Annotated in this window: 12 protein-coding genes; 7 read left to right on the top strand and 5 right to left on the bottom strand. The window is 62.2% G+C overall.

Annotated elements, in window-relative coordinates:
- Window positions 1-99 precede the first annotated feature (99 nt).
- Window positions 100-756, bottom strand: coding sequence for an alpha/beta hydrolase (locus tag F6X62_RS08365; RefSeq protein WP_153773203.1), 657 nt, complete (start codon window positions 754-756; stop codon window positions 100-102).
- 336 nt (window positions 757-1,092) lie between these two features.
- On the opposite strand from F6X62_RS08365, the gene F6X62_RS08360 reads away from it, so the two are divergent.
- The 4 genes from F6X62_RS08360 to F6X62_RS08345 all read left to right on the top strand — a co-directional run bounded on the left by F6X62_RS08360 (window position 1,093) and on the right by F6X62_RS08345 (window position 5,250).
- Complete coding sequence (locus F6X62_RS08360; RefSeq protein ID WP_065864159.1) at window positions 1,093-2,121, top strand: amino acid ABC transporter substrate-binding protein; 1,029 nt, start codon at window positions 1,093-1,095, stop codon at window positions 2,119-2,121.
- Window positions 2,122-2,188: 67 nt separating this feature from the next.
- Complete coding sequence (locus F6X62_RS08355) at window positions 2,189-3,367, top strand: amino acid ABC transporter permease (RefSeq protein WP_153773202.1); 1,179 nt, start codon at window positions 2,189-2,191, stop codon at window positions 3,365-3,367.
- A 10-nt stretch (window positions 3,368-3,377) separates the two neighbouring features.
- Window positions 3,378-4,475: an amino acid ABC transporter permease gene (locus F6X62_RS08350; protein WP_063546026.1), complete on the top strand. Its 1,098-nt coding sequence runs from the start codon at window positions 3,378-3,380 to the stop codon at window positions 4,473-4,475.
- A 10-nt stretch (window positions 4,476-4,485) separates the two neighbouring features.
- A complete protein-coding gene (locus tag F6X62_RS08345; protein ID WP_054893975.1) occupies window positions 4,486-5,250 on the top strand; it encodes an amino acid ABC transporter ATP-binding protein in 765 nt (254 codons plus the stop codon).
- A gap of 35 nt (window positions 5,251-5,285) precedes the next feature.
- Here F6X62_RS08345 and algW read toward each other — a convergent pair whose 3' ends face one another.
- Window positions 5,286-6,446, bottom strand: a complete 1,161-nt coding sequence (gene algW, locus F6X62_RS08340; RefSeq protein WP_063546025.1) for a Do family serine endopeptidase AlgW — start codon at window positions 6,444-6,446, stop codon at window positions 5,286-5,288.
- A 200-nt stretch (window positions 6,447-6,646) separates the two neighbouring features.
- On the opposite strand from algW, the gene F6X62_RS08335 reads away from it, so the two are divergent.
- The 3 genes from F6X62_RS08335 to cysN all read left to right on the top strand — a co-directional run bounded on the left by F6X62_RS08335 (window position 6,647) and on the right by cysN (window position 10,385).
- Window positions 6,647-7,405: a Nif3-like dinuclear metal center hexameric protein gene (locus F6X62_RS08335; RefSeq protein WP_112899096.1), complete on the top strand. Its 759-nt coding sequence runs from the start codon at window positions 6,647-6,649 to the stop codon at window positions 7,403-7,405.
- A 145-nt stretch (window positions 7,406-7,550) separates the two neighbouring features.
- Complete coding sequence (cysD, locus tag F6X62_RS08330) at window positions 7,551-8,468, top strand: sulfate adenylyltransferase subunit CysD (RefSeq protein ID WP_009408193.1); 918 nt, start codon at window positions 7,551-7,553, stop codon at window positions 8,466-8,468.
- 15 nt (window positions 8,469-8,483) lie between these two features.
- The gene (gene cysN, locus F6X62_RS08325; protein WP_054893978.1) at window positions 8,484-10,385 is read left to right on the top strand and encodes a sulfate adenylyltransferase subunit CysN; all 1,902 of its coding nucleotides are present in this window, start codon (window positions 8,484-8,486) and stop codon (window positions 10,383-10,385) included.
- A 61-nt stretch (window positions 10,386-10,446) separates the two neighbouring features.
- On the opposite strand, the gene F6X62_RS08320 is transcribed toward cysN, so the two are convergent.
- From F6X62_RS08320 to F6X62_RS08310, 3 genes are all read right to left on the bottom strand, one after another.
- Window positions 10,447-10,692: a bacteriocin immunity protein gene (locus F6X62_RS08320; RefSeq protein ID WP_153773201.1), complete on the bottom strand. Its 246-nt coding sequence runs from the start codon at window positions 10,690-10,692 to the stop codon at window positions 10,447-10,449.
- The gene (locus tag F6X62_RS08315; RefSeq protein WP_153773200.1) at window positions 10,689-11,009 is read right to left on the bottom strand and encodes an S-type pyocin; all 321 of its coding nucleotides are present in this window, start codon (window positions 11,007-11,009) and stop codon (window positions 10,689-10,691) included. The genes F6X62_RS08320 and F6X62_RS08315 overlap by 4 nt, the downstream gene beginning before the upstream one ends.
- Before the next feature lie 167 nt (window positions 11,010-11,176).
- A complete protein-coding gene (locus F6X62_RS08310; protein ID WP_153773199.1) occupies window positions 11,177-11,656 on the bottom strand; it encodes an Lrp/AsnC family transcriptional regulator in 480 nt (159 codons plus the stop codon).
- Window positions 11,657-11,667: the final 11 nt, after the last annotated feature.

Genomic DNA, 11,667 nt, shown 5'->3' with positions numbered 1-11,667 from the left:
TGGTTAAGGAATGTACGCCGGGCAGTGTAATGCAAGATCCAGGCTCGGCGTAGTACCGGGTGTAGTCCAATGCGCCGACGGCTACAGGCGCACGTCGATTTACACCAGGTGCTTGGCCAGCCAGTCGTGGATATCGCTCAGCTCCTCGACCACCACCTCGTGTTCCATGGGGTATTCATGCCAGCGCGCGGCCACGCCCCAGGTGTTCAGGTACTCGAAGGCCGTGCGGCCCATCGACGGGATCACCACCGGGTCATGCACACCGTGCAGGCACAGGGCCGGGGTGCGTTGCTGGCAAGCGCTGAGCTGGTGGCTTTCGTTGAAGGTCGGGGCGTAGGTGGACAGGGCGATCACCCCTCCGAGCGCTTCCTGCCACTTTATATAGGCGGTATGCAGCACTACGGCGCCGCCCTGGGAAAATCCAGCGAGGATGATCCTCGACAGGTTGATGCCCTTGGCCTGCTCGGCCTTGATCAGCTCGATGACTTGGTCGGCCGATTCTTCCAGTTGCGCCTCGTCGATGGCCCGGGCCGGGGTCATGGCCTTGATGTCGTACCAGCTCGGCATGGCATAGCCGCCGTTGATGCTGACCGGGCGGGTTGGCGCCTGGGGCATGATGAAACGGGTGCTCTGCAGACGTTCCTGCATGAATTCGGCCACCGGTAGGAAGTCGTAACGGTCGGCCCCCAGGCCGTGCAACCAGATCACACAGGCGTCGGCGGTCTTCTGGGGTTCGAGAATCAGCGGGTTGGTCATGACTGCTCCGAAAAAGTGCGTAAGAACTTATTGAGTGCGTAAAAAGAAGGCGCTGGTGGTTAGTGCCATAAAAAGATGTCGCAACTCTACAACTTTACCCCCTTGACGCATGCTTAAACGCTTAAGGCGGCAACTATGGTACGCGCTTTGCTACGTTCGTACCGATGCGATGGACGGGGACCTGAACGGTAACACCCGCCCACGTGGATGGAAGGCTGTCACAGAACAGCCCATTGCGCCAATTGACCCAAAAACAAGCCAACAAGGGTCGGATGCGCCTCATAAGGGTGCGGTGCAATTCCGGCTCGGTACAACAAGAGCATTTGGAGGTTGTTGATGAAGATGTTGAAAACCACGCTGGCAGTCCTGACCGCTGCCGCCACCCTGGGCACCGTGGGCGCCGCCCAGGCTGGCGCCACGCTCGATGCGGTACAGAAGAAGGGCTTCGTCCAGTGTGGCGTGAGCGACGGCCTCCCGGGCTTCTCCGTCCCTGACGCCCAGGGCAAGATCGTCGGCATCGACGCCGACGTCTGCCGCGCCGTGGCTGCCGCCGTGTTCGGCGACGCCACCAAGGTCAAGTTCAGCCAGCTCAACGCCAAGGAGCGCTTCACCGCGCTGCAGTCCGGCGAAGTCGACGTACTGTCGCGCAACACCACCTGGACCAGCTCGCGTGACGCTGGCATGGGCCTGGTGTTCGCCGGTGTCACCTACTATGACGGCGTGGGCTTCCTGGTGAACAAGAAGCTGGGCGTTTCCAGCGCCAAGGAGCTCGATGGCGCGACCATCTGCATCCAGGCCGGTACCACCACCGAGCTGAACGTCTCCGACTACTTCCGCGCCAATGGCCTGAAATACACCCCGATCACCTTCGACACCTCCGACGAGAGCGCCAAGTCGCTGGAGTCCGGCCGTTGCGACGTGCTGACGTCCGACAAGTCGCAGCTCTACGCACAGCGCTCCAAGCTGGCGGCTCCCACCGAGTACGTGGTGCTGCCGGAAACCATCTCCAAGGAGCCCCTGGGCCCGGTCGTGCGTAAAGGCGACGAGGAGTGGTTCAGCATCGTCAAGTGGACCCTCTACGCCATGCTCAACGCCGAAGAAGCAGGCGTGACTTCGAAGAACGTCGAGGCCGAAGCCAAATCCACCAAGAACCCTGACGTCGCCCGCCTGCTGGGTGCCGACGGCGAGTACGGCAAGGACCTGAAGCTGCCCAAGGACTGGGTGGTGAAGATCGTCAAGCAAGTCGGCAACTACGGTGAAGTGTTCGAGAAGAACCTGGGCAAGAGCACCCCGCTGGAAATCGACCGCGGCTTGAATGCCCTGTGGAACAACGGCGGCATCCAGTACGCACCGCCTGTGCGCTGATGGCTGCCCCCCGCGACGGCATCCGGCCGTCGCGGGTCGTTCGACTCCCTTCTTTTCGGGGCATTTCATGCAAAATCATATCGGCGCACGGAAAGGGTTATCCCTGAGCGATCCACGTGTGCGCGCGTGGCTGTTCCAGATCATCACGGTCGTGGCCGTGATCGGCCTGGGCTGGTACCTCATCCACAACACCCAGACCAACATGCAGCACCGAGGGATCACCTCGGGCTTCGACTTTCTCGAGCGCAGTGCCGGTTTCGGCATCGCCCAGCACCTGATCGACTACACCGAAGCCGACACCTATGCACGGGTGTTGCTGGTTGGCCTGCTCAATACCCTGCTGGCAAGCGTCATCGGCATCATCATCGCCACCGTGCTTGGCTTCGTCGTCGGCGTTGCCCGGTTATCCTCGAACTGGGTGATCAGCAAGCTGGCGGCCGTTTACGTCGAGACCTTCCGTAACATTCCACCGCTGCTGCAGATCCTGTTCTGGTACTTCGCGGTATTCACCGCCCTGCCGGGGCCACGCGGCAGCATCAACATCGATGACCTGTTCTTCATCAGCAGCCGTGGCGTGAACATGCCCGGAGCCTCCATCGGCGGAGGTTTCTGGCCGTTCGTCGTGGCGGTGCTGCTGGCGGTCGTGGCCATTGTCCTGATGGTGCGCTACGCCAACAAACGCTTCGATGAAACCGGTCAGCCGTTCCACAAGTTCTGGGTAGGGCTGGCGCTGCTCGTTGGCATTCCCGGTATCAGCGCGCTGCTGTTTGGCAACCCATTGCAGTGGGAAGTGCCGCAGCTCAAAGGTTTCAACTTCGTCGGCGGCTGGGTGCTGATTCCCGAATTCCTCGCGCTGACCCTGGCACTGTCGATCTACACCGCCGCCTTCATTGCCGAAATCGTGCGCGCGGGTATCCGTTCGGTCAGCCATGGCCAGACCGAAGCGGCCCGTTCGCTGGGGCTGCGCGAAGGGCCGACCTTGCGCAAGGTCATCATTCCGCAGGCGATGCGGGTGATCATTCCGCCGCTGACCAGCCAATACCTGAACCTGACGAAGAACTCGTCGCTCGCGGCGGTCATCGGCTACCCGGAATTGGTGTCGCTGTTTGCCGGCACGGTGCTGAACCAGACCGGCCAGTCGGTCGAGGTCATGGCGATCACCATGGCTGTGTATCTGACGATCAGCATCAGCATCTCGTTGCTGATGAACTGGTACAACAAGCGCATTGCGCTGATCGAGCGGTGAGGACAGGCGCATGACTTCCCATGTTTTCAAACCCGATATGCCGCCACCGGTGAAGACCGTCGGCGTGCTGGCGTGGATGCGCGCCAACCTGTTCTCCAGCTGGATCAACACGCTGTTGACCCTGTTCGCGATCTACCTGATCTGGCTGATCGTGCCGGCACTGCTGCAGTGGGCGTTCCTGGACGCCAACTGGACGGGCACGACCCGCGCGGACTGCACCAAGGACGGCGCATGCTGGGTGTTCATCCAGCAACGCATCGGCCAGTTCATGTACGGCTATTACCCGAGCCAGTTGCGCTGGCGGGTCGACCTGACCGTGTGGCTGGGCGTGATCGCCGCCGCACCGCTGTTCATCCGCCGGTTCCCGCGCAAGGTGCCCTACGGTATTGGTTACCTGGTGCTGTATCCGATCCTCGCCTACCTGCTGCTGCACGGTGGCAGCTTCGGCCTGACGCTGGTGCCGACCTCGCAATGGGGCGGCCTGATGCTGACCCTGGTCATCGCGACCGTAGGTATCGCCGCAGCCTTGCCGCTGGGCATCCTGCTGGCGCTGGGACGGCGCTCGAAGATGCCGGTGGTCAAGGCCGTGTCGGTGACTTTCATCGAGTTCTGGCGTGGCATTCCGCTGATCACCGTGCTGTTCATGTCGTCGGTGATGCTGCCGCTGTTCATGCCCGAGGGCACGAGCTTCGACAAGCTGCTGCGGGCGATGATTTTCGTGATCCTGTTCGAGTCGGCCTACATTGCCGAGGTGGTTCGCGGCGGCCTGCAGGCGATTCCCAAGGGGCAGTACGAGGCGGCCGCGGCGATGGGGCTGGGTTATTGGCGTGCCATGGGCCTGGTGATCTTGCCGCAGGCCCTGAAGCTGGTGATCCCCGGCATCGTCAACACCTTCATCGCGCTGTTCAAGGACACCAGCCTGGTGATCATCATCGGCCTGTTCGACCTGCTCAACAGCACCCGCCAAGCCACGGCAGATCCTGCCTGGCTCGGCATGGCGACCGAGGGCTACGTGTTCGCGGCCCTGGTCTACTGGATTTTCTGTTTCGGTATGTCCCGCTACTCCATGCACCTGGAGCGCAAGCTGGACACTGGCCACAAGCGTTAGGAGTTTCGAAATGAGTGAAGCGATCAAGCAGCCTGCCGGCCCCGAAGGCATCATCCAGATGCAGGGTGTGAACAAGTGGTATGGCCAGTTCCATGTGCTCAAGGATATCAATCTGAACGTACGCCAGGGCGAGCGCATCGTCCTGTGCGGGCCGTCCGGCTCGGGCAAGTCCACCACCATCCGCTGCCTGAACCGGTTGGAAGAGCACCAGCAGGGGCGCATCGTCGTCGATGGTGTGGAACTGACCAACGACCTCAAGCAGATCGAGGCGATCCGTCGTGAAGTCGGCATGGTGTTCCAGCACTTCAACCTGTTCCCGCACCTGACCATCCTCGAGAACTGCACCCTGGCACCGATGTGGGTTCGCAAGATGCCCAAGCGCAAGGCCGAGGAAATTGCCATGCATTACCTGGAGCGTGTGCGTATTCCAGAGCAGGCGCACAAGTTTCCGGGGCAGTTGTCGGGCGGTCAGCAGCAACGTGTGGCCATTGCCCGCGCGCTGTGCATGAAGCCCAAGATCATGCTGTTCGACGAGCCGACTTCGGCACTCGATCCGGAAATGGTCAAGGAAGTGCTCGACACCATGGTCGGCCTGGCCGAAGACGGCATGACCATGCTCTGCGTCACCCACGAGATGGGCTTCGCCCGCACCGTGGCGAACCGGGTGATCTTCATGGACAAGGGCGAGATCGTCGAGCAGGCCTCGCCGGATGACTTCTTCGACCGGCCGCGCAGTGACCGGACCAAGTTGTTCCTGAGCCAGATCCTGCACTGATGTGACTGGGGCCGCAAAGCGGCCCCATCTTGTTGTTACTTTTCTTCCTTGGTCGCCACCGGCGCCGGTGGCGGACGCAGCCCGACCTCGGCAATCAGCTTCAACTGCTTGCCATTGCGCATCACCTCGATGCTGATCTTCTCGCTGGGTTTGATTCGTGCCACCTGGTTCATCGACCTGCGACCATCGCCGGCCGGCTCGCCATTGATGCTCATGATCACGTCACCCAGTTGCAGCCCCGCACGCTGGGCCGGGCCGTCGCGGAAAATACCGGCGACCACGATACCTGGGCGCCCCTGCATGCCGAACGACTCGGCCAGCTCCTCGCTCAATGGCTGCACCTCGATGCCCAGCCAGCCGCGAATCACCTGGCCATGCTCGACGATCGACTTCATCACCTCCAGCGCAAGCTTGGCGGGGATGGCGAAACCGATACCCTGCGAACCACCGGATTTGGAGAAGATCGCGGTGTTGATGCCGATCAGATTGCCGTTGGCGTCGACCAGTGCACCGCCGGAGTTGCCCGGGTTGATGGCCGCGTCGGTCTGGATGAAGTCTTCGTAGTTGTTCAGCCCCAATTGGTTGCGGCCGGTGGCGCTGATGATGCCCATGGTCACGGTCTGACCGACTCCGAAGGGGTTGCCGATGGCCAGGCAGACATCGCCGATGTGGATGTTGTCGGAGCGGCCGATGGTGATGGCTGGCAGGTTCTTCAGGTCGATCTTCAGCACCGCCAGGTCGGTTTCCGGGTCGCTGCCGATGACCCGGGCCAGGGTCTCGCGGCCATCCTTGAGCGCCACCACGATCTGGTCGGCACCGCTGGTCACGTGGTTGTTGGTCAGCAGGTAGCCTTCGGGGCTCATGATCACCGCCGAGCCCAGGCTCGATTCCCAGCGCCGCTGCTTGGGCAGGTTGTCGCCGAAGAAGCGCCGGAACTGAGGGTCTTCGAACAGCGGGTGGGCGCTCTTGTTGACCACTTTGGTGGTGTACAGGTTGGCGACCGCGGGCGCCGCCAGGGTGACGGCGTCGGCATAGCTGACCGGGCCCTGCATGATCCGCGAAGTCTGCGGTGCCTGTTGCAGGTTGACGTCCTGGCTGGGCAGGCCGACCCACTCCGGGAAACGCTGGATGATCAGTGCGGCGATCAGTACGCCGGTGAGCAGGGGCCAGCCAAAGTAACGCAAAGCCTTGAGCATCGAATGAATCCTGGAAATGGGACGAGGGCCGGGGCGCGAACGCGCGCGATCATACACCTCGGTGATGAGTGAGGGTATGGATCGCGAAGCAACTGACGCTGATGTACGCCGGTTTCCCCGAACCCGGCGACGGCCCATAATGACGCCCAGTATACGAGGCCTGGCGCCCGTTGAAGCAGCGAATTACGAGGAGATTTTCCATGGCCGTCGCCCTTAGCACCCTGGTCGAGGAAGCCGAGCGCTACCTGTCCAGCGCCAAGATCCAGGATTACTGCCCCAACGGCCTGCAGGTCGAGGGGCGTCCGCAGGTCAGCCGCATCGTCACGGGCGTCACGGCCAGCCAGGCCTTGCTCGATGCTGCAGTCGAAGCCGAGGCCGACCTGGTGCTGGTGCACCATGGCTACTTCTGGAAGGGCGAGAGCCCGTGCATCACCGGTATCAAGCAGCGACGCATCAAGACCCTGCTCAAGCACGACATCAGCCTGCTGGCCTTCCATCTGCCGCTGGACGTGCACCCTGAGGTGGGCAACAACGTGCAGTTGGCCCGCCAGCTCGACATCACCGTCGAAGGACCTCTCGACCCCGAAAACCCGCGGGTGGTCGGCCTGATCGGCTCGCTCGCCGAGCCCATGTCGGCCGGCGATTTCGCCCGCCGCGTGCGCGAAGCCATGGGCCGCGAGCCGCTGTTGGTCGAGGGGGAGGGGATGATCCGCCGGGTCGGCTGGTGTACCGGTGGCGGCCAGGGCTATATCGACAACGCCATCGCCGCGGGTGTCGACCTGTTCATCAGCGGCGAGGCCTCCGAGCAGACGTACCACAGCGCGCGCGAGAACGGCATCAGCTTCATCGCAGCAGGGCACCACGCCACCGAACGCTATGGGGTGCAGGCGCTGGGCGACTACCTGGCCAAGCGCTTTGCCCTGGAGCACCTGTTCATCGATTGCCCGAATCCAATTTAGGCAGGTGCGGTCCTCAAACCCCCAGTCATATCATTAGACCGTTTCGATCTAGCGGGCCTCCTAAATAGAATCAAGCGCTGTGATAAAGTGGCTCGCTCGAACACGGCCCGCTGGCCGTCCATAAGATCGTTTTTCGTGAGTAGCCATGGTCGACAAACTGACGCACTTGAAACAGCTGGAGGCGGAGAGCATCCACATCATCCGCGAGGTGGCCGCCGAGTTCGACAACCCGGTGATGCTGTACTCGATCGGCAAGGACTCCGCCGTGATGCTGCACCTGGCGCGCAAGGCTTTCTTCCCGGGCAAGCTGCCGTTCCCGGTGATGCACGTCGACACCCAGTGGAAATTCCAGGAGATGTACCGCTTCCGCGACAAGATGGTCGAGGAAATGGGGCTGGAGCTGATCACCCACGTCAACCCCGAGGGTGTGGCGCAGGGGATCAACCCCTTCACCCACGGCAGCTCCAAGCACACCGACATCATGAAGACCCAAGGCCTGAAGCAGGCGCTGGACAAGCATGGTTTCGACGCCGCCTTCGGTGGCGCGCGCCGCGATGAAGAGAAGTCGCGGGCCAAGGAGCGTGTCTACTCGTTCCGCGACAGCAAGCACCGCTGGGACCCGAAGAACCAGCGTCCGGAGCTGTGGAACGTCTACAACGGCAAGGTCAACAAGGGCGAGTCGATCCGCGTCTTCCCGCTGTCGAACTGGACCGAGCTGGACATCTGGCAGTACATCTACCTCGAAGGCATCCCGATCGTGCCGCTGTACTTCGCCGCCGAGCGTGAAGTCATCGAGAAGAACGGCACCCTGATCATGATCGACGACGATCGCATCCTCGAGCACCTGAGCGACGAGGAGAAGGCGCGCATCGTCAAGAAGAAGGTGCGTTTCCGTACCCTGGGCTGCTACCCGTTGACGGGCGCTGTCGAGTCCGAAGCCGAAACGCTGACCGACATCATTCAGGAAATGCTTCTGACGCGTACTTCCGAGCGTCAGGGCCGAGTCATCGACCACGATGGCGCCGGCTCCATGGAAGACAAGAAACGTCAGGGCTACTTCTAACTTCAGGGTTACTCCATGTCGCACCAATCCGATTTGATCAGCGAAGACATCCTCGCTTATCTGGCTCAGCACGAGCGCAAAGAACTGCTGCGTTTCCTCACCTGCGGCAACGTGGATGACGGCAAGAGCACCCTGATCGGGCGCCTGCTGCACGACTCCAAGATGATCTACGAGGACCACCTCGAGGCCATCACCCGTGACTCGAAGAAGTCCGGTACCACGGGCGAGGAAGTCGACCTGGCGCTGCTGGTCGATGGCCTGCAGGCCGAGCGCGAGCAGGGCATCACCATCGATGTCGCTTACCGCTACTTCTCCACCGCCAAGCGCAAGTTCATCATCGCCGATACCCCGGGCCACGAGCAGTACACCCGCAACATGGCCACCGGCGCCTCGACCTGCGACCTGGCGATCATCCTGGTCGATGCCCGCTATGGCGTGCAGACCCAGACCCGCCGCCACAGCTATATCGCCTCGTTGCTGGGCATCAAGCACATCGTCGTGGCGATCAACAAGATGGACCTCAAAGGCTTTGACGAGCAGGTCTTCGAGTCGATCAAGGCCGACTACCTGAAGTTCGCCGACGCCATCGACCTGAAGCCGTCGAGCCTGCACTTCGTGCCGATGTCGGCGCTCAAGGGCGACAACGTGGTCAACCGCAGCGAGCGTTCGCCGTGGTACACGGGCCCGGCGCTGATGGAGATCCTCGAGACCGTCGAGGTTTCGGCTGACCGCAACGTCACCGATCTGCGTTTCCCGGTGCAGTACGTCAACCGCCCGAACCTGAACTTCCGCGGCTTCGCCGGCACCATCGCCAGTGGCGTGGTGCACAAGGGCGACGATATCGTGGTGCTGCCGTCGGGCAAGAGCAGCCGCGTCAAGTCCATCGTCACCTACGAGGGCGAGCTGGAGAACGCAGGCCCAGGTCAGGCCGTGACCCTGACCATGGAAGACGAGATCGACATCTCCCGCGGCGACCTGCTGGTGCATGCCGACAACGTCCCGCAGGTGGCCGACCAGTTCGAGGCCATGCTGGTGTGGATGGCCGAGGAGCCGATGCTTCCGGGCAAGAAGTACGACATCAAGCGCGCCACCAGCTATGTGCCAGGCTCGATTGCCAGCATCACCCACAAGGTCGATGTGAACACCCTGGAGCAGGGCGCCGCCAGTGCGCTGCAACTGAACGAGATCGGTCGCGTCAAGGTCGCCCTGGACGCCGCCATCGCACTGGACGGCTACGACAGCAACCGCACCACCGGTGCGTTCATCGTCATCGATCGCCTGACCAACGGCACTGTCGGCGCCGGCATGATCATCGCCCCGCCGGTGCTGCCGCACGGCGGTACTGGCCAGCACGGCAAGCTCGCCCACGTCTCCACCGAGGAGCGTGCCTTGCGCTTCGGCCAGCAACCAGCCACCGTGCTGTTCAGCGGCCTGTCGGGCGCCGGCAAGAGCACCCTGGCCTACGCCGTGGAGCGCAAGCTGTTCGACATGGGCCGTGCGGTCTACGTGCTCGATGGCCAGAACCTGCGCCATGACCTGAACAAGGGCTTGCCGCAGGATCGCGCCGGTCGCACCGAGAACTGGCGTCGTGCCGCTCACGTAGCGCGCCAGTTCAACGAAGCCGGCCTGCTGACCCTGGCCGCCTTCGTCGCCCCGGATGCCGAAGGCCGCGAGCAGGCCAAGGCGCTGATCGGCAAGGAACGCCTGGTGACCGTCTACGTCCAGGCTTCGCCGCTGGCGTGCCGCGAGCGCGACCCACAGGGCCTGTATGCCGCCGGTGGCGACAACATCCCGGGTGAAAGCTTCCCGTTCGATGTGCCGCTGGATGCGGACCTGGTGATCGACACCCAGAGCACCAGCGTCGAGGACGGCGTGAAGCAAGTGCTGGATGTGCTGCGCCAGCGCGGCGCGATCTGACGTTCGCTGCTGCACCAGAAACCCCGCTTCGGCGGGGTTTTCTGTTGTTGGCCAGACCCATTCAGGCCAGCCCATTGTCCTGCCGCCACTTCATCACCTCTTGAACAATGCTGAGCGCCGACTCGCTTGTGCCTGATTCAGGGTGATAGATGAGGTCTGACCCCTGCGGGTGAGCGGTGATGTCGATGAAGTGCTCCAGCAACCCATCCTGGAAGCTTGTGGACCCTTGTGCAGTGATCAGCATTTCGACCAGTGATTCGAACTCGTCAGGTGAGTAGTCGCTCAACTGCTGCCTGAAGGTGATCATTCCTCGACCTCCGAGGACAGCGCATATTGCAGGGCGCTCATGATCCGCATGTTGTCCATGTCGTACACCACTGCGCTGAGCTCCGGTGGCAAGAGGTGGCAGATCTGGTAGGAGCGCAAGCCTCTGGCCGTTTCACCGAACGGCGCGCGAGGCGCCCAGCCTTTCTTGATTCGGTTCAATTGCGATTCGACAAATTGCTTCGAGAGTACCGGGTCTTCGGCGATGGTCATCCAGAAGGTGCTGGAGAACTGGTCGAAGCTTGTGAAATGTTGCCCGGCGAGCTTTTGGGCGATGTGAGTGGGGATGGGTGTGGCCATGTCGTTCGGGCTCCTTGTGCACGACAGGGTGAGGTGCCCCATGATCAACGCTTGGTCAGCCAGGGAATAGATTCCGATTGCCGAGTTCTGCGCGGGTTGTTTTCGTGTGGCGAGTCAGAAAACTCCGCTACTGGTGTCGTCCAGGGCTGGCACCCTGTGCAAGACGCCTAGATATGCTTCTCCCCCACCGGAATCACTCGCCTTTCCTTCACGGCCTTGTACGAAAAGCTCGAATAGATTTCCTTCACCCCGGGCAGTGTCTGCAGCACTTCGCGGGCGAATTCGCCGAAAGACTCCAGGTCCCGCGCAAGGACCTCCAGGAGAAAGTCATAGCGCCCCGAGATGTTATGGCAGGCGACGATTTCCGGGATTTCCATCAGGCGCTTCTCGAAGGCGCGTGCAGCGTCCTTGTTGTGCGATTCCATCATGATGCTGACGAATGCAGTGACGCCAAAGCCCAGAGACTTGGGCGAAAGGATGGCCTGGTAGCCGGTAATGTAGCCGCCTTCCTCCAGCAGCTTTACCCGACGCCAGCAAGGTGAGGTGGTCAGGGCGACCTGGTCGGCGAGGTCGGCGACGGTGAGGCGGGCGTTGTCTTGCAGGGCGCCGAGCAGGGCGCGGTCGGTTCGGTCGAGAGAGGCTGGCATGGTGTGCCCTT

This window comes from Pseudomonas sp. MNR3A, assembly GCF_009650575.1.
Taxonomy (GTDB): Bacteria; Pseudomonadota; Gammaproteobacteria; order Pseudomonadales; family Pseudomonadaceae; genus Aquipseudomonas; species Aquipseudomonas machongensis.
This window is presented reverse-complemented; position numbering and strand designations above follow the sequence as displayed.